At 42.4% G+C, this 25,197-nt stretch carries 21 protein-coding genes; 4 read left to right on the top strand and 17 right to left on the bottom strand.

Going from position 1 to position 25,197, the window contains the following annotated elements:
• Positions 1-59: 59 nt before the first annotated feature.
• The 15 genes from ftsZ to mraZ are packed head-to-tail and all read right to left on the bottom strand — an operon-like array spanning position 60 to position 16,730.
• On the bottom strand, positions 60-1,283 hold the full coding sequence (ftsZ, locus tag ACHSBP_RS08305; RefSeq protein ID WP_395388522.1) for a cell division protein FtsZ: 1,224 nt from the start codon (positions 1,281-1,283) through the stop codon (positions 60-62).
• Positions 1,284-1,331: 48 nt separating this feature from the next.
• On the bottom strand, positions 1,332-2,564 hold the full coding sequence (gene ftsA / locus ACHSBP_RS08300; protein ID WP_010561164.1) for a cell division protein FtsA: 1,233 nt from the start codon (positions 2,562-2,564) through the stop codon (positions 1,332-1,334).
• A 7-nt stretch (positions 2,565-2,571) separates the two neighbouring features.
• Entirely contained in the window at positions 2,572-3,360 is a 789-nt protein-coding gene (locus tag ACHSBP_RS08295; RefSeq protein ID WP_395388520.1) for a cell division protein FtsQ/DivIB, read from the bottom strand.
• Complete coding sequence (locus ACHSBP_RS08290) at positions 3,361-4,275, bottom strand: D-alanine--D-alanine ligase (protein WP_105171067.1); 915 nt, start codon at positions 4,273-4,275, stop codon at positions 3,361-3,363.
• Positions 4,272-5,681, bottom strand: a complete 1,410-nt coding sequence (murC, locus tag ACHSBP_RS08285; RefSeq protein ID WP_395388530.1) for a UDP-N-acetylmuramate--L-alanine ligase — start codon at positions 5,679-5,681, stop codon at positions 4,272-4,274. Before murC ends, ACHSBP_RS08290 begins: the two co-directional genes overlap by 4 nt.
• A gap of 34 nt (positions 5,682-5,715) precedes the next feature.
• Complete coding sequence (gene murG / locus ACHSBP_RS08280; protein WP_010561168.1) at positions 5,716-6,774, bottom strand: undecaprenyldiphospho-muramoylpentapeptide beta-N-acetylglucosaminyltransferase; 1,059 nt, start codon at positions 6,772-6,774, stop codon at positions 5,716-5,718.
• A complete protein-coding gene (gene ftsW, locus ACHSBP_RS08275; protein WP_395388517.1) occupies positions 6,771-7,943 on the bottom strand; it encodes a cell division protein FtsW in 1,173 nt (390 codons plus the stop codon). Before ftsW ends, murG begins: the two co-directional genes overlap by 4 nt.
• Complete coding sequence (gene murD, locus ACHSBP_RS08270; protein ID WP_395388515.1) at positions 7,940-9,247, bottom strand: UDP-N-acetylmuramoyl-L-alanine--D-glutamate ligase; 1,308 nt, start codon at positions 9,245-9,247, stop codon at positions 7,940-7,942. Before murD ends, ftsW begins: the two co-directional genes overlap by 4 nt.
• Positions 9,248-10,330 carry a phospho-N-acetylmuramoyl-pentapeptide-transferase gene (gene mraY / locus ACHSBP_RS08265; protein ID WP_010561171.1) on the bottom strand — a complete coding sequence of 361 codons (1,083 nt, stop codon included), beginning with the start codon at positions 10,328-10,330 and terminating at the stop codon, positions 9,248-9,250.
• Positions 10,324-11,709 carry a UDP-N-acetylmuramoyl-tripeptide--D-alanyl-D-alanine ligase gene (gene murF, locus ACHSBP_RS08260; protein WP_395388514.1) on the bottom strand — a complete coding sequence of 462 codons (1,386 nt, stop codon included), beginning with the start codon at positions 11,707-11,709 and terminating at the stop codon, positions 10,324-10,326. Before murF ends, mraY begins: the two co-directional genes overlap by 7 nt.
• Entirely contained in the window at positions 11,706-13,166 is a 1,461-nt protein-coding gene (locus ACHSBP_RS08255) for a UDP-N-acetylmuramoyl-L-alanyl-D-glutamate--2,6-diaminopimelate ligase (protein ID WP_395388513.1), read from the bottom strand. Before ACHSBP_RS08255 ends, murF begins: the two co-directional genes overlap by 4 nt.
• The gene (locus ACHSBP_RS08250) at positions 13,153-15,000 is read right to left on the bottom strand and encodes a peptidoglycan glycosyltransferase FtsI (RefSeq protein WP_010561174.1); all 1,848 of its coding nucleotides are present in this window, start codon (positions 14,998-15,000) and stop codon (positions 13,153-13,155) included. The genes ACHSBP_RS08255 and ACHSBP_RS08250 overlap by 14 nt, the downstream gene beginning before the upstream one ends.
• Positions 14,997-15,323, bottom strand: coding sequence for a cell division protein FtsL (ftsL, locus tag ACHSBP_RS08245; protein WP_040641515.1), 327 nt, complete (start codon positions 15,321-15,323; stop codon positions 14,997-14,999). Before ftsL ends, ACHSBP_RS08250 begins: the two co-directional genes overlap by 4 nt.
• The gene (gene rsmH / locus ACHSBP_RS08240; RefSeq protein ID WP_010561176.1) at positions 15,323-16,258 is read right to left on the bottom strand and encodes a 16S rRNA (cytosine(1402)-N(4))-methyltransferase RsmH; all 936 of its coding nucleotides are present in this window, start codon (positions 16,256-16,258) and stop codon (positions 15,323-15,325) included. Before rsmH ends, ftsL begins: the two co-directional genes overlap by 1 nt.
• Positions 16,259-16,271: 13 nt before the next feature.
• Positions 16,272-16,730 (bottom strand): division/cell wall cluster transcriptional repressor MraZ, encoded by a 459-nt coding sequence (gene mraZ, locus ACHSBP_RS08235; RefSeq protein ID WP_010561177.1) that lies wholly within the window; start codon positions 16,728-16,730, stop codon positions 16,272-16,274.
• Positions 16,731-17,120: 390 nt separating this feature from the next.
• On the opposite strand from mraZ, the gene ACHSBP_RS08230 reads away from it, so the two are divergent.
• The gene (locus tag ACHSBP_RS08230; protein WP_010561178.1) at positions 17,121-18,734 is read left to right on the top strand and encodes a S41 family peptidase; all 1,614 of its coding nucleotides are present in this window, start codon (positions 17,121-17,123) and stop codon (positions 18,732-18,734) included.
• A gap of 89 nt (positions 18,735-18,823) precedes the next feature.
• Here the strand turns inward: ACHSBP_RS08230 and ACHSBP_RS08225 are convergent, their stop codons facing one another.
• Positions 18,824-19,711 (bottom strand): DMT family transporter, encoded by an 888-nt coding sequence (locus tag ACHSBP_RS08225; protein WP_010561179.1) that lies wholly within the window; start codon positions 19,709-19,711, stop codon positions 18,824-18,826.
• Between the two features lie 94 nt (positions 19,712-19,805).
• Between ACHSBP_RS08225 and ACHSBP_RS08220 the strand changes: the two genes are divergently transcribed.
• Positions 19,806-20,546: a ferredoxin--NADP reductase gene (locus ACHSBP_RS08220; RefSeq protein ID WP_010561180.1), complete on the top strand. Its 741-nt coding sequence runs from the start codon at positions 19,806-19,808 to the stop codon at positions 20,544-20,546.
• A gap of 20 nt (positions 20,547-20,566) precedes the next feature.
• Here the strand turns inward: ACHSBP_RS08220 and pmbA are convergent, their stop codons facing one another.
• Positions 20,567-21,916, bottom strand: coding sequence for a metalloprotease PmbA (gene pmbA / locus ACHSBP_RS08215; protein ID WP_010561181.1), 1,350 nt, complete (start codon positions 21,914-21,916; stop codon positions 20,567-20,569).
• Between the two features lie 175 nt (positions 21,917-22,091).
• On the opposite strand from pmbA, the gene yjgA reads away from it, so the two are divergent.
• Together yjgA and ACHSBP_RS08205 are read left to right on the top strand one after the other, a co-directional pair.
• Complete coding sequence (yjgA, locus tag ACHSBP_RS08210; protein WP_010561182.1) at positions 22,092-22,622, top strand: ribosome biogenesis factor YjgA; 531 nt, start codon at positions 22,092-22,094, stop codon at positions 22,620-22,622.
• A 30-nt stretch (positions 22,623-22,652) separates the two neighbouring features.
• The gene (locus ACHSBP_RS08205; protein WP_395388512.1) at positions 22,653-25,193 is read left to right on the top strand and encodes an Ig-like domain-containing protein; all 2,541 of its coding nucleotides are present in this window, start codon (positions 22,653-22,655) and stop codon (positions 25,191-25,193) included.
• Positions 25,194-25,197 lie beyond the last annotated feature (4 nt).

Below are 25,197 nucleotides of genomic sequence, written 5' to 3'. Positions count from 1 at the left end.
CTATCTTACCACAGATAAGACCAGCTTGCCAAATTATGTCTATTTTTCAAACAATCTTATTAATCAGCTTGATTACGTAAGAAAGTTGGTACGTCAAAATAATCTGCTTTGTCTTGCTTTTTGTCTAATGGCGCACTTTCTTTGACTTCGTTTTGAACACTTGGTTCAACAGTCTCAGGCATTTCTACACTGCCCGACTGTGCAAAACTTGGTACAAATACACCTGGTGTTGCAGTTGCGTTGCTCGGAGCGCTTGTTGCTTGCGCTGTATCAGAGCCAGACACTTTTTTGATATCTGCACCTACAATACCAAACTGAGGCTTGCGTTCACCGCCAAGACCAGTCGCAACAACCGTCACACGTAACTCTTCAGACATATCAGGGTCGATAACCGCACCAACAACAACCGTCGCATTTTCTGATGCTAATGCCTTAACATGGTTACCAACTGTTTCAAATTCTTCAATCGCAATGTCCATACCCGCGGTAATATTAACAAGAATGCCTTTCGCACCAGTTAAATCAACGTCTTCAAGTAACGGGCTTGAAATTGCAGCTTCTGCAGCTTCTTGCGCACGATCAGGGCCTTTCGCTGACGCTGTGCCCATCATTGCAGTTCCCATTGCAGACATAACAGTACGTACGTCGGCGAAATCCACATTGATCAGACCTGAGCGAGTAATTAACTCAGCGATACCTTGTACAGCACCAAATAACACATCGTTCGCTTTAGCGAATGCGTCTAATAATGTCGTACCTTTGCCTAAAACTTTAAGCAATTTATTGTTAGGAATTGTAATGAGTGAATCAACGTGCTGAGACAACTCATTAATGCCATCTTCTGCTGCCGATGCACGCTTTTTACCTTCAAATTCAAAAGGTCGTGTTACTACTGCAACAGTTAAAATACCCATTTCTTTAGCAATACGTGCCACAACAGGTGCAGCACCTGTACCTGTACCACCGCCCATACCGGCAGCAATAAAGATCATATCTGCGCCTTCAAGGCTGTTACGAATCGTTTCAGCATCTTCTTCTGCAGAATCGCGGCCCACTTCAGGGTTTGCTCCAGCACCTAACCCTTGTGTAATTTGCGTACCTAGCTGCACTGTTACATCAGCTGATGATTTACGCAGTGCTTGCGCATCGGTATTGGCCGCAATAAATTTTACGCCTTCAATTTGCTTTTTAACCATGTGTTCAACAGCGTTACCACCGCCACCGCCGACACCGATTACTTTAATTACGGCTTCTTCACCGTGCTGTTCCATTAAATCAAACATGTTTAACTCTCCGACTAACTACCTTATGAAAATTCACAAGGCAAAAGCTTAAAACTCCCCTTGAAACCATTTTGTTAAACGGTTCCACCAATTTCCATTACCAGATTCTGTGGTGCGGCTGCTCTGGCTATGCTGCATAGTTCGACCATACTGCAACAACCCAACTGACGTTGCGAATGACGGATCATTCACATAATCAGTAAGTCCAGCTATCCCTACCGGTTGACCAACGCGCACTGGCATTTGGAAAATTTCTTCTGCTACTTCAACAACACCTTGCATCTTGGCGGTACCGCCTGTCAGCACAATGCCTGCAGCTATTTGTTCTTCTAAACCTGAGCGACGAATCTCTTTCATCGCCAACTCAAAAATCTCTCTCATGCGCGGCTCTACAACTTCAGAAAGTGTATGGCGCGACATAATACGTGCAGGTCTACCACCTACACTTGGTACTTCAATACTGTCTTCTTGACTTGCTAAGCGACTTAGTGCGCTGGCATATTGTACTTTAATTGCTTCAGCATGCGAGATAGGTGTGCGAAATATTTTCGCTATATCGCCAGTTACTTGATTTCCCGCAACTGGTAGCACCGCCGAATGGCGCAAAGAGCCTTGCGTGTATATGGTAATGTCCATAGTGCCACCACCAATATCAACCACTGCAACACCAAGCTCACGTTCATCTTCAGTTAAAACTGAATCGCCCGACGCCAGCGCCGAGAAGATAAATTGGTCAACACGTAAGCCACAACGCTCAACACATTTTTCAATGTTTTTAGCCATATCGTTTGAACACGTAATAATATGCGCTCGCGCTTCCATACGCACGCCACTCATACCAAGAGGGTTACGAATGCCTTCTTGCATATCAACGGTGTATTCTTGTGGTAACGCGTGCAGCATCTTGCGTTCAGCTGAAATAGGGACAGATTTAGCGATATGAATAACATTATCGATGTCGTCATGGGTGATTTCAGCGTTGTTAATCGCCACTACACCATTTTCATTTTGACACTGAATATGTTTTCCAGATATGCCTAGGTACACCGAGCTAATGCGACAATCTGCCATTAATTCAGCTTCATCTAATGCGCGCTGAATCGACTCAGACACTAAATTAAGATCGTTAACACCACCTTTATCCATGCCTTTCGCGTTTTGACTGCCAACGCCTACAATGCTCAGCTGATTATCAGGTGTTACCTCACCGACAACAGCAACAACTTTAGACGTTCCTACGTCTAAGCCGATAATGAGATTACGTTCAACTGCCTTGGTCATACCCTAGTTATACCTTATTATTTTTAGTTTGCTCTTGCACTGGCTGAAGCCAGCTCACAGCTAATCCCGTATCATACCTTAAATCTATCGACTCTACCTCTTTATCCGACGAGTTTTTTATCTCTGGATATAAATCGATAAACCGCTGCACTCTAAGCGCAATGTCTTTGCGTCCTAGGTTTAATTTAACACCACTATTTAGCCATAATTTCCATGAAAATCGCTCTGACAGCGCAAGGCTACTTAACCCGATTTCATGTAGCGCTAATAACTCTTTAAATGTTTTAAAGGTTTTCCACGCTTCATTTTCACTGCCTTCAGGCCCATACAACATAGGTAACTTGTTAAAAAACTGCTCTGCCGGTGCCTGAAAGATGTCGCCATGGGTATTTAGCAGTAAATCTTGATTCCAAATTGCCACAGCCTGATGCTCAGTAACATAAACACGTAGTGTATCTGGCCACTGTTTCCGTACAGATACACTTGCTACCCAAGGCAATTCCAATAACTTCTTTTGCACTTGGTTTACATCTACATCAAAAAATGTTTTAACTTTTAATGACTTAATCTTATCAACAATTGCCTGTTCACTTGTATATACAGGATCGCCATGAACCAATACTTTGCTCAACTTACTATTTTGTTCTGTTGCTAAGTAATCAGTTAAGGCATTCACCCCTTGCCACGTAATAAACAAGGTCAAAACAAAAAAACTTACTCCCATTAGCAAAGACCAATTAGTTGCAGCAACTAATCGCTTTGTTAAATTTGCTAATGTAAGTAGTGTTTCTTTCATTTACAGTGTCGAATCTAAAATTTCTAAAACTAACTGAGCAAAATCTCTACCTGAGTCTTTTGCAGCCATAGGTACCAATGACTTTTCTGTCATGCCCGGTACAGTATTCACTTCCAACAAATAGAATTCACCGCTTTGGTCACGCATCGCGTCCACTCGGCCCCAATCTTTAGCACCAACAAGCGCAAATGCCTGCGTTGCGATCATTTGTAAATATGCAGTATCGGCGTTTGATAAATCAGCTGGGCAATGATAACTCGTAGTAGATGACTTATATTTCGCCTCGTAGTCATAAAAACCACGTGGTGTTTTCATTTCAATCACCGATAGCGGCTGATTGTTAAGCATGCTAACGGTATATTCGGTGCCAGTGATCCACTGCTCAAGCAATACTTCATCATCAAATTTAAAAGCATTTTCAAGCGCACTTTTTAATTCTTCACTCGTGCTTGCTTTAGCCATACCGATACTTGAACCTTCGTGGCTAGGCTTAACCATTACCGCACCAAATTCGTTAATAATCGATTCAATACTAAAGCTTTCACCTTTCTTAACCGTGGTAAATTTAGCGGTTGGTAAGTTGCTAGCAACGAACAATTGCTTACAACGTACTTTATCCATAGCTAACGCACTGCCTAACACGCCGCTACCGGTATAAGGCAAGCCCATAAATTCAAGTGCACCTTGAATCGTACCGTCTTCACCGCCACGGCCATGCAACGCGATAAACACGCGATCGATTCCTAATGTTTTAAGCTCAGCAAGCTCTCGTTCTTTTGGATCAAATGCAATCGCATCAACACCATTGGTAATTAGGGCGTTTAATATGGCACTTCCCGAATTGAGTGACACCTCACGCTCAGCCGAATTACCACCTAATAAAACGGCGACTTTACCATACTGCTTTTGGCTCATTGTGCTACCTGCTTTAGCTTAGTTATATTCATTTCTGTTTCAGCAATTTGTTTTACCAATTGACCTATATTGCCCGCACCTTGCGTTAACACTAAGTCATTATCTTTTACCGCGTCAGCCAATGCTGTGAATAGCTCATTCGGCGTTGCGATATATCTCGGTTCTTTACCACGTTGTCTTAAGCTACGACATAAACTCTTGCTGTCTGCGCCAACGATAGGCTCTTCACCTGCAGCGTACACTTCCAACAACAATAATTCGTCTACCTGACTTAACACATCTACAAATTCTTCGTAAAGGTCACGCGTGCGCGTAAAGCGATGAGGTTGATACGCCATTACTAAACGCTTATCAGACCAACCTTGTTTTGCCGCTTTAATTGTTGCGGCGACTTCAGATGGGTGATGACCATAATCATCAACCAACATCACGTTGCCGACTTCGTTATTGAACTCGCCATAATGTTGAAAACGACGACCAATACCTTCAAATTCTTTTAGTGCTGCTTTTATTGCGCTTTCACTTACGCCTTCCTCAAACGCCACCGCAATTGCCGCTGTTGCATTTAACGCATTGTGCTTACCCGGTAAATTCAGGGTAATCGCCAGTGTTTCACCATTTGGCAATACAACTTCAAAGGCACTGCAGCTAGCTGATTGTGAGAAATTAATGAGGCGGTAATCTGCGTCTTGCGATTCACCATAAGACACATATTTACGGCTAAAGCGCGGCAATAACTCGCGAATTACTGAGTCGTCTATACAAGCTACGGCTAACCCGTAAAAAGGAAGGTTATGGATAAATTCAATATAGGTGTCTTTCATATTTTCAAAGTCACCTTGATACGTATCCATATGATCCGCTTCAATATTTGTAATAATGCTGATCATTGGGTTTAAGTGTAAGAAGCTTGCGTCACTTTCATCTGCTTCAGCAATAAGATATTGACCACTACCTAACTTCGCATTAGTACCCGCGCTATTTAATAAGCCACCAATCACAAAGGTGGGATCAAGTTCGGCTTTGGCAAAAATACTTGCTACTAAACTCGTCGTTGTGGTTTTACCATGCGTACCAGCAACTGCAATACCCTGCCTAAAGCGCATTAACTCAGCCAGCATTTCCGCACGGCGTACAATTGGAATGTGTTTTTCTTTGGCACAAGTGATTTCAGGATTACTTTCATCAATGGCACTTGAAACAACTACTACGTCTGCTTGCTCAACATTTTCTTCTCGGTGCCCGATAAAAACGTTCGCGCCCGCTTTACTCAAACGCTCTGTCATTGCGCCTTTGTTTATATCTGAGCCGGTAATTTGATAGCCTAAATGTAATAGTACTTCAGCAATTCCGCCCATACCTGCACCACCAATACCAATAAAGTGGATAGTGTTGATTCGTCTCATTGCAGGTAAATTATCTTTTTTCAATGTTCTACTCTTACTTACTAAATTCGATACATAAATTTGCAACATCGCGTGTTGCATCTAATTTGGCTGCCGCTTTTGCTTTTTCAGCCATTTTTAATACCCGTGACTTATCTTGAACATAGGGTTTTAGCAAGGCAACCAAGTCGTCTTGCGTCATATCTTTTTGCTGAATGAGTAACGCAGCTTGTTGCGCTACAAGGTAATTGGCGTTTGCAGTTTGGTGATCATCAACGGCATATGGAAATGGCACAAATACAGCCATTTTCCCCGCGGCAGCAACTTCGCTTACCGTTAACGCGCCTGCGCGACATACAACAATATCTGCCCACGCATAAGCTTTATCCATATCATGAATAAATTCGTTCACCTGTGCGTTAAGCGCCATTTTTTCATAACGTTTGGTTACTTCCGCCAAGTGACCTTTACCAGTCTGATGGAAAATAGCCAATTTACTTTCTTGTGCCAGCGTTTTAAACACATCAGGTAATTGATCATTAAATACTTTTGCACCTAACGAGCCGCCAACCACCAAAATATTGCAGCATTCGCTGTCTTTCTCTACTTGAGCTGTTGCAACACTGCTGCGAACGGGATTACCGATAATTTTGCATTTTGCACTATCAAATGCCGAAGGAAACGCCGCCATCACTTGATTTGCAATTTTGGCAAGCAACTTGTTACTAAGGCCAGCAACCGCATTTTGCTCATGAATTAGTACCGGAATGCCTAGTAACTTTGCTGCTACACCAGCAGGCCCTGTAACATAACCACCCATGCCAAGTAATACATTTGGCTTTTCTTGTTTCATCACTTTACGTGCTTGCAATATCGCTTTCGCCACCATAAAGGGCGCTTTTAGTAAACGCATAATGCCATTACCGCGCACCCCTTTAACATCAATGTAGCGAATATCAATGCCGTGACGCGGTACAACATCCGCTTCCATTCGGTCGGAGGTGCCTAACCACACTACTTGCCAACCTTGCTCTTGCAGATAATTTGCTACGGCGATCCCGGGGAAGATATGCCCCCCTGTGCCACCAGCGACAATCATTATTTTCTTACTCATGATTTTCGCCCTCTTACAGTGGCTTGTTTTGTCGCCATTTTCACCTCAAAATCAACACGCAATAAAATGCCGGCTGCAACCGTCATTACTAATAAACTTGAACCACCATACGATACGAACGGCAAAGTAAGGCCTTTGGTAGGTAAAATACCCGCGCTCGCCCCAACGTTAACCATACTTTGAAAGGCAAACCAAATTGCGATACCTAGCGCCAAATAACCTTCGTAGTCTTTACCAGCTTTAAGGGCATTAAAGCCAATATTTAGCGCTCTAAAAATCAGCACAAATAACACAGTTAAAACGCTCAATACGCCGATAAACCCGGTCTCTTCGGCTAAAATCGCAAAAATAAAATCGGTATGCGCTTCAGGCAGATATTGTAGTTTTTGCACACTATTGCCTAACCCTTGACCAAACCAATCTCCACGGCTGTATGCCATTAACGACTGAACCAATTGATACCCCTTGCCAAACGGGTCATCCCAAGGATCCATAAAGCCAGTAATACGTGCACGACGATAAGGTGAACTGGCGATCAGCAATACTACTAAGCCAACACCTGCCATCATCAAAGCAAAGAATTGCCACAAACGTGCGCCCGCTAAGAACAGCAAACCCACAGTTGTAACAAACATTACTACTACTGTACCTAAATCGGGTTGCATCAAAATCAAAAATGCATAAACCGTAAATACAGCTAGTGGTTTAATAAAGCCTTTTAAGTTTTCTTGCACTTCAGATTTTTTGCGAACCAAGTAACCAGCGAGATAACAAAAGAAAAATAACTTAGCAACTTCAGATACTTGAATATTAATCGGCCCTAAACCAATCCAGCGCGTTGAACCGTTTACTTCACGACCAATAACCAGTACCGCGATCAACATAGGTACACCTGCCAGCAACAGCGGTAAATTGGCCTTTTTCCAAAAACTCATCGGTAAGCTGGTTGAGATCATCAACAAACTCATGCTCAACACTAAATACACCACGTGGCGAATGGTGAAATGGAAGGGGTTATCAAACATACGAATTGCAGTTGGCATCGACGCGCTAGTTACCATGATAAAACCAACACCAGCCAAAATAACCATGCAATAAATAAGTGGAATATCGTAAAGTGTATTTGAGCGCACATGAAATTGCGCTTTTAAAAACTCAAGCACCTTCATGATTTCACCGCCTTGTTAACCAACTCAACAAATACATCGCCACGATGTTCAAAGCTGTTAAACATATCAAAACTCGCGCACGCAGGGGCTAGCAATACAATATCGCCTGAAACAGCGATAGCCTTCGCCTGTAATACGGCATCTTCAAGCGAATTTGTTTGAATTGCGTTTTCACATAACGCTGCTATCTGAGCTTTATCTTTACCAAAGGTTATAAGCTGTTTAACGGTCGTTTCAATATCAACTTTTAGTGGTGAAAAATCAGCACCTTTGCCAACACCGCCCGCTAATAAAATAATATTTTTACCTTTAGCTAAGCTTGTTAATGCAGCTTGTGTTGCACCAACATTCGTCGCTTTGGAGTCATTAACATAAAGTACGCCGTTATCTTCACATACTAATTGGCAGCGATGAGCAAGCCCTGAAAACTGATTAAACGCCGTTTTAAATACATTAACTGGCAGTTTAAGATTTTCTAACAGCGCCATAACTGCAAGCGCGTTTAATTGGTTGTGTAACCCAATCACTTTTAGCTCGTCAGTACTCAACATTTGTTTGCCGTGTACATTAAAGTATTGCTGCGAAATCGTATAATCACCTTGTTGCGCACCAAAACTAACACCTGGCGTTTGCTCACAATGAGTTAATGCATCATCAAAATTAACAACCACATGTTTACTGTGTAAATGAATGCGCTGTTTAGCGTAAGCATAATCACCAAGGCTGTCGTAACGATCCATATGATCTTCACTAATATTTAGCACGCAACTTGCTTCACACACTAACGAGTGCGTTGTCTCTAATTGAAAGCTCGATAGCTCCAATACATAGCAATCGTAATCTTGGTCAATAACATCCAGTACCGGTGTACCAATGTTGCCCGCAAGCGCCACTTTATAACCCGCTTGCTTTAAGACATCGCGCGTTAGTGTAACCACAGACGACTTGCCATTAGAGCCTGTTACCGCATACACAGCTTTGGTATTAATCCGAGCAAATAGCTCAACATCGCCAATCACTTCTACACCACGGGTTATTGCATCTTGTATATACATGTTAAAAAGCGCAATACCTGGGCTAATAACGATTAAATCAACGTTTTTAAACAACGTATCATTAAGGGCACCAAAATGTGTATCTGTTGCAAGCTGTGTAGCAATATCAGCGTTAGGTGGCAAATCACGACTATCCACAACGCTAAACGCAATATTTTTACGAGCGAAAAAACGCATTGTACTCAGACCGGATACACCCAGCCCAAGCACAATAATTTTTTTGTTTTTAAGTTCGTCTAAATAATTCATTTATCTCAGCTTTAATGTTGCTAAACCGGCTAAAACTAAAACCACCGAAATAATCCAAAAACGTACAATTACCCGTGGTTCTGGCCAACCTTTTAATTCATAGTGATGGTGTATGGGTGCCATGCGAAATATACGTTGGCCGCGTAACTTGTATGAGCCCACCTGCAAAATAACCGATAGTGCTTCCATTACAAAAACACCACCCATAATCACGAGTACCAATTCTTGTCGTACTAATACCGCGATAATGCCAAGTGCACCACCTAGCGCAAGCGAACCTACATCGCCCATAAATACTTGCGCTGGATATGTGTTAAACCATAAGAAACCTAAACCCGCCCCCACAATCGCAGTACACAGAACAACTAGTTCACTCGCTTCTGGGATATAAGGAATATGTAGGTAGTTGGCAAAATTAACGTTACTGGTTACGTACGCAATAAATGCAAATGCGCCGGCAACTAAAATCGTAGGTACAATAGCTAGACCGTCTAATCCATCGGTTAAGTTAACGGCGTTTGATGTACCAACAATTACAAAGTAAGCCATCACAATGTAAAACAAGCCAAGCTGTGGCATTACTTCTTTAAAGAAAGGTACAACAAGCGCAGTTTCTTGTGGTAACGCAGCACTGTAAAATAAAAATGCTCCGGCAGTTAAAGCGATTACCGACTGCCAAAAGTATTTCCAACGCGCAATCAGACCGTCAGTGTTTTTGCGTACTACTTTACGGTAGTCATCAATAAACCCCACTACACCAAGTGAGCCGATAACAAATAATGTAACTAGTACATAACGGTTACTTAAGTCAGCCCATAACAATGTACTGGCAAAAATAGAACCTAAAATCAAAATGCCGCCCATTGTTGGCGTGCCTGATTTAGACAAATGCGATTCTGGACCGTCATCACGTACAGTTTGGCCAATTTGCATTAGCTGCAAACGACGAATCAATTTTGGACCAAAATAAAGTGACAGCATAAGTGCGGTTAACACACCTAGAATAGAGCGAAACGTTAAGTACGAAAAAACGTTAAAGCCTGAGTAAAATTGTGTTAAATATTCAGCCAACCACATTAACATGACTGTTCACCTTTCTTATTATTGAGCTCGTCTACAAGTAGTTCCATTCGAGAACTACGCGAACCCTTTATCAAAATTGTTGTACGTTCATTGCCGCTAGCTGCATCGTTAAGTAACGCCTGCTTTAACGCATCGACAAGTTTTTCGCGGGTTGAGAAGTGGCGGCCAGGTTGTTCAAACACATCACTCGCCGATTGACTAAGCACACCTAATGTATATACATGGTCTATGCCTTTGTCTCTGGCGTATTCACCTACTTCTTGATGATAGACACGTGCATCTTCACCAAGTTCAGCCATATCACCTAAAACCAGTATTTTTTTGCCGTTAATACCGCTTAACAGGTCAATTGCTGCACGAACCGAGCCTGGATTAGCATTGTAGCTATCATCAATAAGAGTTAGCTTTTGCGAGACCTCAATAATATTCACGCGCCCTTTTACCTGCGGCATATTACTTAAGCCCGAAGCGACTTGTGTTAAACTAACGCCCAGCGGAAGTACCAGCGCTGAAGCAACTAAACTGTTAGTGACATTGTGTGAACCTGGAATCGGCAAATCAACGCGCACCGCTTCGCCTTTATAAACAAGGTCAAAGCTTGCGCGACCAAAATCATCTAATATTATGTTTTCAGCCCAAATATCTTTGTGCTGTGTGGCTGAGAACTGAGTTACCTGTTTGTCTTCAAGGCGTGCTAACCAATAGTCAATAAACTCACTATCAGCATTAACCACTGCCACACCGTTTTCAGGTAAGCCTAGGAAAATTTCGCCTTTTGCACGTGCTACACCAAATAGATCGCCAAAACCTTCTAAATGCGCTTCTGCCACATTGGTAATCGCCGCTACATGCGGTTTTACTAAATCAGTGGTATAGGCAATTTCACCTAGGTGATTTGCACCCAGCTCAATCACTGCATACTGGTGCTTTTCTTCTAATCGCAACAGCGTAAGTGGTACACCAATATCGTTATTAAAATTGCCATCGGTCGCCAGTACTTCACCAAGCTGCGATAAAATCGCTGCGGTCATTTCTTTAACTGTGGTTTTACCTACACTTCCCGTCATCGCAACAGTTTTAGGGCTTACTTTAGCCATTACAGCAGCGCCTAATTTGCCTAATGCAAGACGAGAGTTTTCAACGATAAACTGAGGAATATCGACAGCTTGTTCTACTTCAACAATCAGCGCTTTAGCACCTAATTCTTGTGCTGTTTGGGCGAATTTATGGCCATCAAAGTTTGGGCCTTTAAGTGCTAAAAACACTTCGCCTGCTTGTAATTTTCTTGAATCGGTTACAATTGTTGAAAATGCTACATTTTCGCCGCGGTATGACACACCTAAGACGTCTGCAATCCAGTTTAGATCAGCCGTAATCATGCGCTTTCCCCTTTTAAAATCTGCTGTGCAACTAAGCTGTCACTAAAGTGAAGCGTGCTAGTGCCTATTATTTGGTAGTCTTCGTGGCCTTTGCCAGCAATTAAAACAATGCCATCAGCAGAGGTGGTAGCAATCGCATGCGCGATAGCTTGATAGCGATCATGCTCAACCACAGCTCGTTCAGCAGCTGCAAATCCAGCTAAAATGTCTGTGGTAATTGCTTTTTCATCCTCTGTACGCGGATTATCATTAGTAACAATTACTTTATTTGCATACTTTTCAGCTATTTGCGCCATAAGTGGGCGTTTACCTTTGTCTCTGTCACCACCACAGCCAAACACACACGTGATATTGCTGCCAACATGTTCCGACAATGCAATCAATGCTTGTTCAAGGGCATCTGGTGTATGGGCATAATCGACAATACAGGTAGGTTTATTATCTGCGCTGAAAGCTTGCATTCTTCCGACTACCGCATCTAATTGGTCAATTTTATCAATTAACCAATTAAAGTCATATGTTAAATTCAGTAATGTCGCGAGTGCTGCGGTTAAGTTATATAAATTAAACTTACCAAACAAAGGTACAGTAACTTTGTGGCTTCCCCAGCTCGAGCGAATATCACAACATAAGCCTTGTTTTGAATACTTTGCATTATCAAATGAGACAAACGGATAGCTAATATCGGTTGGCAGGTTTTCACCAAATAGAACTGGGTTAGGAATACGACCTTCTGCGAGCCATTGCTTTACTTGCGCATCGTCAAAATTAACGACATTACATTTCGTTGAGAAATTGGTTAGTAGTGATAATTTTGCCTCGCCATACGCGAGCATAGTGCCATGATAATCAAGATGATCACGACTTAAATTAGTAAACACCGCAATATCAAATGCACTATGCGCCACTCGCTGTTGCACTAAACCATGAGACGACACTTCCATTGCCACTAATTCATAGTCACGCATTTGCCAAAATAAATCTTGTAGGTCAATGGCTGAAGGCGTGGTGTTAGCCAGTGGCGTAAGCTTTTCGGTTTGACCCCAGCCAAGTGTACCAATAACACCTGTTTTTTGCTCGGGTGCACTGGCCAGATTTGCGATCATACTCGTTACGGTAGATTTACCATTAGTGCCTGTAACGCCAACTAATTTAAATTGCGTACTCGGCACGCCATAAAAAGCACTCGCAAAAAGACTCAGTTTGTTCGCTAAGCCATCAATAACGTGTACATTCTCTAGATTTGGTTGATATTGACATTCGCTATCAACAAGTACCAGCGCAGCGCCAGCTGCCAAAGCGTTATCGATAAAACGTGAACCATCGAGTTGATGACCTTTAATCGCAATAAACGCAGTACCGGGCGCTATGGCCCGGCTGTCTAAAGTCAGTTTATGTGTTTTAATGCCGCAGCTAGGTTCACCTATTGCGAGCAATGCGCGATCAATAGGTAACATAGTCCCGCCGTTGATTTAGTTGCGCGACAGCTTCAAGATCTGGTGCAACATTTAAGATTCGCAGCGATCCCGACATAATTTCAGAAAACGCAGGGCCGGCAACATCACCACCATAATAAACGTCACCGCCCGGTTCATTGATCATAACAACAACCGCTAAACGCGGATCAGATACTGGCGCAATACCTGCGAAGTAACCGACATATTCATCACCATAGCCGCCAAATGCAGCTTTTTTTGATGTACCCGTTTTAGCTCCAACGCGATAGCCATCCAGTTTTACACGTCTTGCTGTACCGCCGCGTTCAAAAACGCTTTCCATCATTTCTAGTACAGCAAAAGCATTACGCTCTTCAAACACACGATCACCGTGTACTTTGCCTTCTTGTTTTAAAATCGTCAGAGGACGGTTAATGCCACCAGATCCGATAGCCGCATAAGCACGTGCCATTTGCGCAGTACTTACTGAAATTCGGTAGCCATAGGCTAATGTTGCCACCTCAAAATCAGACCAGCGACCATGCGGTGTAAATAAGCCATCACTTTCACCAACCATACCTGTGCCAGTTTCTTCACCAAACCCTAAACGTTGGAAGAAACCGATAAAGTCTTGCTTAGGCATGGTTTGCGCTATTTTTGATACACCCACATTTGACGATTTTTGTAAAATTGTGCGCAGATCCATTGGGCCATTGTTCTTGCCGTCAGTAACAATACTACCGCCAACACGCATCCACCCTTTGGTTTTTATCACAGTATCAAAATCGATGGTGCCATATTCCAGTCCAGCTAAAACCGAAATAGGCTTTAACGTTGAGCCAGGCTCAAATAAGTCGGTAATTGCGCGGTTACGGCGTTTATGTGGCGCCGCATCTTTTAAATTATTTGGATTGAACGACGGGCTATTCACCATAGCCAAAACTTCACCAGTCGTTACATCAACAACCATAGCGCTACCCGATGTTGCTTTATAACTCAGCACCGCTGATTTTAAAGAACGGTAAGCCAGTGATTGAATGCGCTGATCAATGCTCAGTTGGATATTTTCAGGTTCAATACGCGCACGTTCATCAAGAATTTCAATTTCTCGACCTTGTGCGTCTTTGCGAATGGTACGTTTACCCGCTTCACCAGTTAACGCTTCATTATAAAGTTTTTCAATGCCTTCGATGCCTTCACCATCGATGTTAGTAAAGCCAAGTACGTGCGCAGTGACTTCACCCGCTGGGTAGAAGCGTTTTGATTCGTCGAGTAGGTAAATTCCAGGCAGTTTTAATTCTGAAATATAACGTGCTACCGGTGGAGTCACCTGACGTTTTAAATACACAAAGCGACGAGTATTGTCGCTTGTTAGTTTTCCATCAATTAACGGCTTTTGCAGGCGTAATACTTCAGCGAGATCCTGCCAACGCGAATCGCTGTTATAGATTTCAATTTTTTCTTTTGCGACGCGTGCGGGATCACTATCTAATGCTTTGACCGCTTGTTTAATATCAAGCTGATTTTCTCTCGCATGCTTGCGTGCAAGACTATAAACCTTGGCTGTTAAGGCCTTATCAAGTTGTTTTGGGTCACCATAAACACTTACTACCGGTACGCTAATCGCCAGTTCGTTACCATGGCGATCTAAAATTAAACCACGCTGTACATTAACCTTTTCTACGCGTACCGTACGTTTATCATTTTCAGACACAGCAAAATCAGGTTCGATAACCTGAATGTAAGCGGCGCGTGCAACCAGAGTTGCAAATACGGCAAAAATCGTGGCACATACCAATAAGTATCGCCAGCGAATTAAGCTGCCTTGTTTTGGTTTAGTACTATGTCGTTTCATGGTAATACCACCAGCTTTTCATCCTTGCGTTCTGGTCGTTTCATATCAAGTTTTTTCTTGGCGATATCTTCAACTCGGGCATGCTGTGCGTAGAATTCACTTTCTACAACCAAATAGCCCCACGCCAAATCTAATTCATCTTTTTGTTGTAATAACGTGTCTTGTTTGATCACTTCCGCACGCGACGCATCGGTAACCATCACTACGGCAAATGCCGAAGCAAAAATAGAAAAAAGCAGCCCCAATGTGACTTTCTCCCTAAAAAGTCCCTTAGTGATCTCGATAAACAGGTTTGGCTGACGTGTATTATTTTTACTAGCCACTACAACCTCTTAGCGATCCTAAGTACGGAGCTGCGCGCACGGCTATTGCGAGCTATTTCTTGCTCGCTCGGTTTAATAGCCTTACCTATCGCTTTTAACGTTAGGTTTTGTTTTAACTGTTCATCAGTAAGCGGAAGGCCTCGCGGTACTGCTTCGCCTTTGCTTTGCTTTTTAATAAATTGCTTAACAATGCGATCTTCGAGTGAATGGAACGAAATTACCGCTAAACGGCCATCTTGCTTAAGTACATCAAGCGAGCCTTGTAAAGCTGTGGTGATTTCTTCAAGCTCGCTGTTGATATAAATTCGAATTGCCTGAAACGTACGTGTTGCTGGATGTTTGTGCTTATCTTTTACTGGTACTGCTTCATCAACTAACTTTGCAAGTTGCTTAGTCGTTGTGATTGGATGCTCATCGCGCGTTTCAATAATTTTGGTCGCAATACGGCGGCCAAATTTTTCTTCACCATATTTCTTAATAACAAAAGTGATGTCTTCTAGTTCCGCTTCTGCCAACCACTGCGCTGCGCTGCGGCCAGAACTCGGGTCCATACGCATATCCAGTGGACCATCATGCATAAAGCTAAAACCACGGTCTGCTTCATCAAGCTGCGGACTTGAAACACCAATATCTAGCAAAATACCATCAACCTGATTTAACAAGTTGAGGTTTTCAGCTACCTGGCGGATATTTGAAAAGCGATCATGCACAATCTGAAAGCGCGCATCATCGGCAAACTTTTTCGCCGCTTCAATTGCCGTTGGGTCGCGATCTATCGCAACGAGTCGCCCTTGGCCACCTAGGCGTTTTAGAATTTCGCCCGAATGACCGCCTCGACCAAAGGTACCATCGATGTAAATACCGTTTGGCTTAATATCTAAAGCCTCGATCGTTTCGTCGAGTAACACGGAAATATGCTGTTGGCTTTGAGACATAGGGCGCCTATTATTAAAAATTGAAATCTTGTAGTCGTTCGCTAACGGTCAGATCTTTTTGCTGTTCTTGGGCGATATCTTGTTGTAGTTTTTCATTCCAAGTATCTTCATCCCAAAGCTCAAACTTATTGAGTTGACCAACTAACATTAATTTTTTATTGAGCCCTGCATGTGCTCGGAGTGGAGATGACAATAAAATTCTGCCGTTTTTATCAAGCTGACATTCCATCGCACTACCAAGTAAAATACGTTTAACGCGGCGTTCCGCTTCAACCATATTCGATAACTGACTCAGTTTTTGCTCAACTTCTTGCCATTCACTTAGCGGATACAACAAAAGACAGGGATCTTTTAAGTCAATCGTGCACACTAACTGGCCTTCGCAATCTGCCTGCAATAAAGCACGAAACTTGGTTGGTATTGCCAAGCGTCCTTTGTCGTCGAGGTTAATTGCATGTGCGCCACGAAACATGTAAGCGTTCCCATTTTGTTATTAGTGCCGATCCACTGAGATCCATTTTTTACCACTTTTCTCCACAACGTTAGAGTCTAGGGCTTGACACAGGTATTTGTCAAGAATTGTAACAATAATATTTTTCTCGCTAGCCCTTTATTGATAAGGGCTAGAGCAAAGTTAATGAATTTAGTGGAAAAATGTGGAGAGAGATCTTAGATCAAGCCTTTACTAGCCTAGCATTAAAACTTTTTGCACAAAAAGCGATCGAATATTTATGGTTTAAGAAAATAAAGCATACGCATAACAGATAGTGCTTTTACAAACTTTAACTGTAAAAAGTTGTTGTTATTTTGACCCTCTGATATTTTGTTACGATAAATTGCGATCTTATTTAAGGAAATATTTATGAAGTTCAGTAAATTGCAAAAAGGAATTACCTTAGCGTTATCAATGTCGATGTTAGTAGCCTGTAATAGTGATTCAAGCTCAGACGTAGACCCAGATAATGGTATTGGTGGCGGCGATAATTCATGGGTTGCCGGTGAATTTAAAGCAAAAGAGATATTTGCAAATAAATGTGCCGTTGTTCGTACGGGGTCTGATCCTTATACCAATGAAGTATATAAAGATCGTGCTGGTACACTCACAGATGAAAAAATGTGGTTACGTTCTTGGAATCATGAATCATACCTCTGGTTCGATGAAGTTGAAGATGTCGATCCTGCCAATTACAGTACACCACAGGCTTATTTCGACGTACTTAAAACCTTTGCCAAAACCAGCTCAGGGGCAGATAAAGATAATTTCCACTTCGCACAAGATACCGCTGAGTACCGTAAGCGCACGCAAGGTAGTGCATCTTCAGGATATGGCATTCGCTGGCAAGCGCGTAACCTCGATGCAGAAGGTCGTTTCACGCTTCCACGCACATTATATGTGGCAACTATTGAACCAGGTTCACCTGCAGATACAGCAGGCTTTATACGTGGCGATCAAATCATCAAAGTGGATGGTGCTGATTTCTTAAATGGCAATGATGTTGACACACTTAATGCCGGTTTGTTTCCGACAAATAATGGTCAAAGTCATGACATCACGGTAAAAGATGTATTTGGCGCAGAAAGGACCATTACAGTGACATCTGGTAGTTATGATCTTTCGCCAGTTAAAGCGACCAATACCTTTGTCCATGCAGGTAAAACGGTTGGCTATATTCAATTCGATACATTTAATATCAGCGACGCGCAAGATGATCTAATCAACAAGTTCACCCAATTTAGGAACCAAAATGTTAGCGAGTTGGTAGTTGATTTAAGATACAACGGCGGTGGTTTGCTCGCGCTTTCTTCACAGCTTGCTTATATGATTGCCGGTGATGTGAATACGCAAAACCGAGATTATTATACGCTTAAGTACAATGGCAAATGGTCTAATGATGAAACTATCGGCTTCTATGATAAAAAAATTGATTGGCAAAACGGTAATTTAACTAATATCGATTTACCAACCGTAGGCCTAAATAAGGTATACGTGTTATCGAGTGATTCAACTTGTTCAGCAAGTGAAGCACTAATTAACGGCTTAAAAGGTATTGATTTAGATGTTGTATTAATTGGTGGCCAAACATGTGGTAAGCCTTATGGCTTTGTTCCAACCGATAATTGCAGTACAACCTATTTCACAATTCAGTTTAGCGGTGTAAATGATAAAGGTTTTGGTGAGTACTCTGATGGACTAATTCCTAAGCAAAATCCTAACTTCCAAAACGAAGTGCGCGGCTGTACGGTAAGTGATGACTTAACTCGTCCACTCGGTGATATTTCAGAAGGCATGCTATCAGCTGCGCTTTACCACATCGAACGAGGCAGCTGCCCACCAATTGCTGCAAGCTATGCACCAAAGACATCAACAACGGCTAAACAAGTTGTTGGGGAGCCTCTTAAAATGCCACAAGATCGTACGCAACAAATGATTGAAAATAATGCGATCTTTACGCCTCTTGAGACTACAAATAAATAAACGGCGGTTTATTTATTAACGCTAGAAAAAGGTGGCCTTGCCACCTTTTTTATTTATATATCTTCTTCACAGCATTTTTTTCATACTAATTACCGGAAAATAAAAAACAACGAAATCCCGCCAACCGCAAGCACAGTGCCAAACAGCGTTTTTCCAGAAGGGATTTGCCCTTTTAAAATTGAAAACAATAAAATAAATAAAGGTGATGTGGCAATTAACGTTTGCGCTACAGCCGGATTCGCATATTTAAGTGCAATTTGCTGCAACCAAAGCGTTAAAAAGGTCCCCACCACAATGGCAAGTAATAGTAATACAAACTCACGCTGTGCCATTTTTGAAAAACCAGTAACTAGCTGGGCTAACTGTTGTCGTTTAATCAGTACAAGGGTTAAAAGCAGCACGCCCACACCCGCAAGTAGTCTAAGTACTGCTCCTAGTAACGGCTCAATATCGCCAGCAACAAGGGCATAATGAGAAATCACCACGCCCGAGGCTTGGCAAACACTGGCTAATAAACCAAACCCTATGCCAGCTGCATTCACTTTTTGGGTATGGGTTTCAGGCTGCATTACCACTAAGGCTACCGCAAAGGTCGTTACCAACACTCCTAACCAACTCTGCCAAGTTAATAAGCTTCCAAGTATAAATACCGCTAAAATACCGGAAAGTGGCGGAGCGATTGATTCAAGCAAGAGAGTTTTATTTACGCCTATGCGCTTTAATGACGCAAAATAAGCACTATCACCAATAGCAATACCTATCACACCTGAAAATAACAAAATCCCTATATGCTCAGGCGATAAAGAAAATTCCACATTTGGCAGTAAAGGCAGCGTAAGCAACATTAATGATGCAGCAATAACACCTTTAACCAAATTAAGCTGCAAGGCACTAAAGTGATGACTAAAGCGACCATACAGCAGGCTTGCTAAAGCCCAAAAAAAAGCCGCAGCTAACGCTGCCACTTCACCTAACATACTATTTCCTCAATAAAATTCTTTCCACTAGATTGAAATTCTCAGCGCAGCTGCCACAGTTAAAGTAGCCCCAAATAAATGTTGAGAGCAAATTATGGCAAATTGGATTGATGGACAAGTTACTCATATCAAGTGGTGGAACGACAAGCTATTTAGTTTAACCGTGTCTGCGTCATTACCAAGTTATAAAGCAGGGCAATTTACTAAACTTGCAATGACAATTGAAGATAAAAAAGTCGCCCGTGCATATTCTTTCGTCAATACACCGCCAAACAATAACCTTCACGAGTTTTTACTGGTTACTGTGGAAGACGGATTACTTTCACCGCCGCTTTCGGATTTAAAAAAAGGGGATACATTGCAAATTGCTGAGCAAGCCTCTGGCTTTTTTACGTTAGATGAGGTGCCAGAATCTGACACATTATGGCTATTAGCGACAGGCACGGCGATTGGGCCTTTTTTATCTATGCTAGGTGATGGTGCGATTTGGCAAAAGTATAAACATGTTGTGCTTGTTCACGGGGTACGTAATCACACAGACTTAGTTTATCAGCAGCAAATTTGCGACCTGTGTAGCAATCATCCACTGACGTTTGTGCCCGTTATCAGTCAAGAGGAGTGGCCCGATGGGCTGCAAGGTCGCATTACTAATGCGATAACCTCAGGTGAGTTGTTTAGCCATGTTGAAGTAACGCCAACGCCACAAAACAGTCAATTTATGCTTTGTGGAAATCCAGAAATGGTCAAAGAAACAACGCAATTACTATTAGATTTAGGCTTTACGCGAAATCGCCGCGCAAAGCCTGGAAATATTACCGTGGAGCAATATTGGTAAGGTGTCGTAATTAAGGCCGACTACTCACCGGCAATAGACATACTCTCAATCAAAATTGAGCCAGTTTGAATGCTGCCGCGCACATCAACATCACCGCCAATTGCCGCCACTTTTAAGAACATGTCTTTCAGGTTTCCGGCAATGGTAACTTCACTTACTGGGTATTGAATTTCACCATTTTCTACCCAAAAGCCAGCTGCACCGCGTGAATAATCACCGGTAACAATATTAACACCTTGACCCATAACTTCAGTTACTAACAAACCTGTGCCCATTTCATTAAGCACATTTTTTAAATCTTGATGTGAAGCTTCTACTAACCAGTTGTGAATACCACCAGCATGACCTGTTGCCTGCATACCAAGTTTGCGTGATGCATAACTTGCTAATAAGTAAGTTTGTAACTCACCACCTTTAATGATTTCACGATCTATGGTTTTAACCCCTTCACTGTCTACAGCAGAAGATGCTAAGCCACCTAATATATGCGGACGCTCTTGAATATTCACTTTATCGCTAAACACTTGGCTACCTAAGCTATCAAGCAAGAAACTCGATTTGCGATAAAGTGCACCACCACCAATGGCTGAAACTAAATGACCAAATAGCGAGCTGGCGATATCAGCGCGAAACACAACCGGATACTTACCCGTTGGAATACGACGACAATTTAAACGTGCGATTGTTTCTTCTGCCGCTTCAATACCAACACTTTCAGCGCTACTTAACCCTTCTTGTTTACGTGCGATGGTATACGCTGAATCGCGTTGCATCATGCCATTTTCTTCGCCAATCACCATACAGCTAATGCTATGACGACTGCGCGGAAATCCCACTAATTGACCATAGCTATTGCCATATACACGCAGACCATTGTGGCTAGAAAAACTAGCGCCATCTGAATTACTAATACGACTATCAAACTGCATTGCCGCCGCTTCAGCTTGTTTACACAAGTCAATTCCTTGCTCAGCGGTTACTTGCCAAGGGTGATACAAATCAAGATCTTGCGGAGCAAAATCAAGCAACTCTTTATCAGCGATGCCATTACATGGATCTTCTGATGTGTATTTAGCAATCTCAACTGCTTTCGATACAACCGTTTTTAGCGCCTCAGGGCTTAAATCTGCGGTTGACGCTGAGCCTTTTTTATTTCCTACATAAACACTAATACCAAGGGCACCGTCTTGGTTATATTCAATCGTTTCAAGCTCGCCTAAACGGGTTGAAACAGATAAACCTGAAGTACTCGACATTGCCGCTTCAGCAGAGCTTGCGCCTAACTGTTTTGCGTAATCGAGCGCTTCGCTCACCGCTTGCTTAACTTCATTAAGGCGCTGAAAAATTGGATCGTTAGAGTCTGCTTGCATAGGAAAATGAGTTTAAATTTAAATATTTTTTTAAGCATATCAAAAATACCGTCATAAGGCAGAGCATCGAAACAGATTTTTCACGTATAATATAAAGAAATTACGCAATTAGACTTGGGTAGATTCACTCAAAACAGACTAACAATGCGTGACATTACTAATTTGTGGAGAAACCATGGCCAAAAAGAACAAAGTTGATTTCGATACGCCAGAGGAAGAAATTATTTACGTATCACGTGCAGAACTTAAACGTGATGCCAAAGAGTTACATGGACTTGGTGCCGATATTGCTGGACTAAGCAAAAAGCAACGTAAAACAATTCCATTAAATGATGAATTGATTGAAGCGATGGAGCTTGCAGATCGCCTTAAAGAGAAAACAGAAGCTTACCGCAGACATTTAAACTACATTGCAAAATGTTTACGCTTAGCGGCAAATATTGAAGAGATCACTAAAGCGGTAGATATTCTGAAAAACAAGCATGCGCAAGGCAATGTGTTGTTTCATAAACTTGAACATATTCGCGATGAGTTAATTGAAGTTGGCGACAATAAGATCAATGAGTTAGTATCAGAATATCCCGAACTTGATAGACAGCGATTACGTCAATTAACACGCCAAGCAAAAAAAGAAAAAGAAGCAAATAAGCCAGCTAAAGCTTATCGCGAAATTTTTCAGTGTTTAAAACAAGTAATCACGCACTAATAAAACAAACAGCAACGGTTAAGGATAAGCATGAGAACAATAAGGCAACTTGGTATTTTACTCACTGCATCTGCGCTTGCAGCGTGTAATGGCTCATCGGGTAAAAACGATGAAGTGACACCGCCAGACCCAAATGCGCCAACGCTATTGACACTTTCGGTACTTGATGAAAACTGCCAAGCGCTTACCACACCTTCTCTCGTTGCTGGGTCAACATTTTGTGTACAGGCTTTTCTAAGTAAAAATAGCGAAGCCGTAAGCAATACCAGTGTTAGTTTTGAAACAGCGCTAGGCACATTGTCGCCAAGTAGCAAATTAACCAATATTGATGGCATTGCACAAGTATTACTCAGCAGTACCCCTTCTGATATTGGCGCAGCTGACATCACAGCAACATCGCAAGATGCGAGCGCTAGCACAAGCTTTGAGTTTTTACGTGACACTAGTCAAACAACGCTACTGCCTGTTGTAACACTCACCAGCTTAGTTGGCGATTTAGCGGTAAACAATGCTAAGCAAGGCGAAGTTATTACGCTTAAAGCCAATTTGCTCGACAACCTCAACAACCCAATTAGCCAAGTACCGATTAGTTTTACTGCTGAGATTGGTGAACTTAATGCCGCATCTTGGTTAACCGACGCAAATGGTAATGCCAGTGTACAGCTAACGCTCGCTTCCGACAGTCCTATCGGCGCAGCCACAGCCGTAGCAACGTACCAAATTGATGAAAGTAATAGCGTAAGTTCGCAAATAAACTATCAAGTATTAAGTGCCGATGATATTGATACACCAGTTGTACAAGCGGGTTACTTTGACAGCAATGGTAATTTTGTTGCTAACCAATTGAAACTAAGCGTTGCGCGCCAAAGCGATGGCTCGGTAGATTTAGCGGCAGGCGGTACTCTCGGCCTATCACTAGTATTAGTAGACGAAAACCAGCAAGTAATCACTACGCCAACTGCTGTTAATTTTAGCTCCAGCTGTGTAATTAATGGCACAGCTAGCATTGACCAGCAAGTTCTCACAATAAACGGGGAAGCTAATTCAACGTACAAAGATATTAACTGCGCTGGGGCAAACGGCAATGAAGATCAAATAATCGCAAGCGTTACCGTAAACGGCGAAAACATTATTTTAACGCAAGATGTAAACCTCTCTGGCGAAGCACTCGGTGCCATTGAGTTTGTATCAGCAGATCCGACGTCAATCGTGATTAAAGGTACTGGCGGCGTAGGCAAACAAGAAATTTCAACCATCACTTTCCGCGTGAAAGGCAAACAGGGAAATTTACTGGCTCAACAGCTAGTTAATTTTAGTGCAAGTACCGATGTTGGTGGTCTAGAAATATCTCCCACCTCCGCAATTACTAACTCACAAGGTGAAGTGAGTACCAAAGTAATCTCGGGTACTGTGCCAACACCGGTTCGCGTTACCGCAAGTGCCACAACGACTAACGATGCAGGCGAAAGCGTCGAGATTATCAGTCAATCTGATTTGCTCTCAGTTAATACCGGTCTGGCTGATCAAAACAGTATTTCTTTATCCGCAGAAATTCTTAACCCTGAAAGTCACAATACAAATGGCGTAACCAGTGAGATTACCGCATGGCTAGCAGACAGTTTTAATAACCCCGTGCCCGATGGCACTACAGTGAACTTTACCACTGAAGGCGGTCAAATAGAGCCAAGCTGTCAAACTACCAATGGTTCATGTTCAGTCACTTGGCAAAGTAGCAACCCTCGCGTGTTTAACCACAGATCTACCATTCTGGCTACCGCCATTGGCCATGAAACCTTTTTCGATACCAATGGTAATAATCTATTTGATAATCAAGATGGCAGCGCTGTAGAAAACGAAAAAGTATCAAGCGGGTTTGGTCGTGCAGAATATTTACCATCAGGTTTTATCGATATGTCGGAAGCATGGCGCGATGACAACGAAAACGACCAATACGACCAAGGCGAAACTTTTATCGACTTTGATAACAATAAAACATTTGCCAGCGCTGATGGTATGTTTAACGGCCCACAGTGTTCGGGCAATTTATGCTCAACAAAAAGCTTAATTAATGTGCGTAAGTCATTGGTGCTGATTATGGCAAGTGGCAAAAGCTATTGGTCATTGTATGAAACAGTGGAAACCACACCGGGTGAATTTAGCGAAACTATAGTCGCGAGTAACCGTGATAACGTAAGTATATTTAGAACACCCATTGCACGCGGTGCTAGCCAATCTTATTCGCTAAGCTTTGCTGACACTGCATTACAAACCTTACCCCAAGGTAGTACTGTAAGTGTAAATACCGATGTCGGCGAGCTAGTTGGTCAAACAAGTTTTACGGTAGGTAATACCAATGGAACACCGAATCCAATCAGTCAAACTGACTTAAATACTAATATTACTATCTCAAGTGCAAAGAGTAAGAATGTATTTGGCGGCGATACGATAGGTTTTACGCTAAAAAATACGCTCGCTGAAGGTGATGATGCAACTACCGCGAACTTAACGATTGAAATAACAAGCTCCGGTGGCGTAGTCACATCACAGTTTATTACTGTCGACTTACAATAAAGCT

This window comes from Pseudoalteromonas sp. XMcav1-K (assembly GCF_044005875.1).
GTDB classification, from domain to species: Bacteria; Pseudomonadota; Gammaproteobacteria; order Enterobacterales; family Alteromonadaceae; genus Pseudoalteromonas; species Pseudoalteromonas spongiae.
This window is presented reverse-complemented; position numbering and strand designations above follow the sequence as displayed.

Excerpts from the sequence above, each read along its gene's own strand:
- ftsZ (WP_395388522.1), bottom strand. The coding sequence starts at position 1,283 with ATGTTTGATTTAATGGAACAGCACGGTGAAGAAGCCGTAATTAAAGTA.
- ftsA (WP_010561164.1), bottom strand. The coding sequence starts at position 2,564 with ATGACCAAGGCAGTTGAACGTAATCTCATTATCGGCTTAGACGTAGGA.
- ACHSBP_RS08295 (WP_395388520.1), bottom strand. The coding sequence starts at position 3,360 with ATGAAAGAAACACTACTTACATTAGCAAATTTAACAAAGCGATTAGTT.
- ACHSBP_RS08290 (WP_105171067.1), bottom strand. The coding sequence starts at position 4,275 with ATGAGCCAAAAGCAGTATGGTAAAGTCGCCGTTTTATTAGGTGGTAAT.
- murC (WP_395388530.1), bottom strand. The coding sequence starts at position 5,681 with ATGAGACGAATCAACACTATCCACTTTATTGGTATTGGTGGTGCAGGT.
- murG (WP_010561168.1), bottom strand. The coding sequence starts at position 6,774 with ATGAGTAAGAAAATAATGATTGTCGCTGGTGGCACAGGGGGGCATATC.
- ftsW (WP_395388517.1), bottom strand. The coding sequence starts at position 7,943 with ATGAAGGTGCTTGAGTTTTTAAAAGCGCAATTTCATGTGCGCTCAAAT.
- murD (WP_395388515.1), bottom strand. The coding sequence starts at position 9,247 with ATGAATTATTTAGACGAACTTAAAAACAAAAAAATTATTGTGCTTGGG.
- mraY (WP_010561171.1), bottom strand. The coding sequence starts at position 10,330 with ATGTTAATGTGGTTGGCTGAATATTTAACACAATTTTACTCAGGCTTT.
- murF (WP_395388514.1), bottom strand. The coding sequence starts at position 11,709 with ATGATTACGGCTGATCTAAACTGGATTGCAGACGTCTTAGGTGTGTCA.
- ACHSBP_RS08255 (WP_395388513.1), bottom strand. The coding sequence starts at position 13,166 with ATGTTACCTATTGATCGCGCATTGCTCGCAATAGGTGAACCTAGCTGC.
- ACHSBP_RS08250 (WP_010561174.1), bottom strand. The coding sequence starts at position 15,000 with ATGAAACGACATAGTACTAAACCAAAACAAGGCAGCTTAATTCGCTGG.
- rsmH (WP_010561176.1), bottom strand. The coding sequence starts at position 16,258 with ATGTCTCAAAGCCAACAGCATATTTCCGTGTTACTCGACGAAACGATC.
- mraZ (WP_010561177.1), bottom strand. The coding sequence starts at position 16,730 with ATGTTTCGTGGCGCACATGCAATTAACCTCGACGACAAAGGACGCTTG.
- ACHSBP_RS08230 (WP_010561178.1), top strand. The coding sequence starts at position 17,121 with ATGAAGTTCAGTAAATTGCAAAAAGGAATTACCTTAGCGTTATCAATG.
- ACHSBP_RS08225 (WP_010561179.1), bottom strand. The coding sequence starts at position 19,711 with ATGTTAGGTGAAGTGGCAGCGTTAGCTGCGGCTTTTTTTTGGGCTTTA.
- ACHSBP_RS08220 (WP_010561180.1), top strand. The coding sequence starts at position 19,806 with ATGGCAAATTGGATTGATGGACAAGTTACTCATATCAAGTGGTGGAAC.
- pmbA (WP_010561181.1), bottom strand. The coding sequence starts at position 21,916 with ATGCAAGCAGACTCTAACGATCCAATTTTTCAGCGCCTTAATGAAGTT.
- yjgA (WP_010561182.1), top strand. The coding sequence starts at position 22,092 with ATGGCCAAAAAGAACAAAGTTGATTTCGATACGCCAGAGGAAGAAATT.
- ACHSBP_RS08205 (WP_395388512.1), top strand. The coding sequence starts at position 22,653 with ATGAGAACAATAAGGCAACTTGGTATTTTACTCACTGCATCTGCGCTT.